At 64.3% G+C, this 683-nt stretch carries 1 protein-coding gene; it reads left to right on the top strand.

All coding sequences use genetic code 11. The features are described 5' to 3' along the window. Positions 1–274 precede the first annotated feature (274 nt). Positions 275–683: IS21 family transposase (locus ENSA7_RS41540; protein ID WP_504823635.1), on the top strand; the 409-nt coding region annotated here is incomplete at its 3' end.

The following is a 683-nucleotide window of genomic DNA, read 5'->3' as shown; positions in this document are numbered from 1 at the left end:
CCTCACCCTACGAAGGAGGTCTGGTCGAAAAACAAGAGGTCCGCGGGGAGCACCGACCCCCGTAGTCGGAAACCTGTGTCTGCGGAGCGTGGCTCGCTTCTCTTCGGCCCGCTGCGCTTGATCAAGGGCTAGAACTGCCGGTGCAGGCCAGCCAATCGCGCGTGCGACGCTGGGGCTCAGGAGCCCACAGCGTGGTCACGGACGAACAAGTACGGCTGCTCAGGAGCAAGATGAACGAAGGCAAACACAGGAGACCGCCGCAGCAGCGGCCGGGATGAGCGTGCGAACGGCACGCAAGTGGCAGACGGGCTCGCTGCCGTCCCAAACCGAGGCGTCACCACGTGACTGGCGAACTCGCAAGGACCCCTTCGAGGGCGTCTGGGAAGCCAAGATCGAACCGCTGCTCGAAGCCGACACCAGCGCCGACCTCGAAGCCAAGACGCTGATGCAGCTGCTCGTCGATGCTGATCCAGAGCGTTTCTCGATCGGTCAACTGCGAACCATGCAGCGACGCGTCCGGGACTGGCGAGCGCTGCACGGCCCCGAGAAGGAGGTCTACTTCGAGCAGGAGCATCCGCCGGGCAAGGAGGCGGGACTCGACTTCACCTCCGGCAACAGCCTCGGCGTGACGGTCGGTGGTCAACCCTTCATGCACCTGCTCTTCGAGTTCGTGCTGATTGCGA

Origin of the sequence: Enhygromyxa salina (assembly GCF_002994635.1) — a bacterium.
In the GTDB taxonomy this organism is placed as follows: domain Bacteria; phylum Myxococcota_A; class Polyangia; order Nannocystales; family Nannocystaceae; genus Plesiocystis; species Plesiocystis salina_B.
Note: the sequence above shows the minus strand (reverse complement) of the source record. Positions and strands in the feature narration are given on the sequence as shown.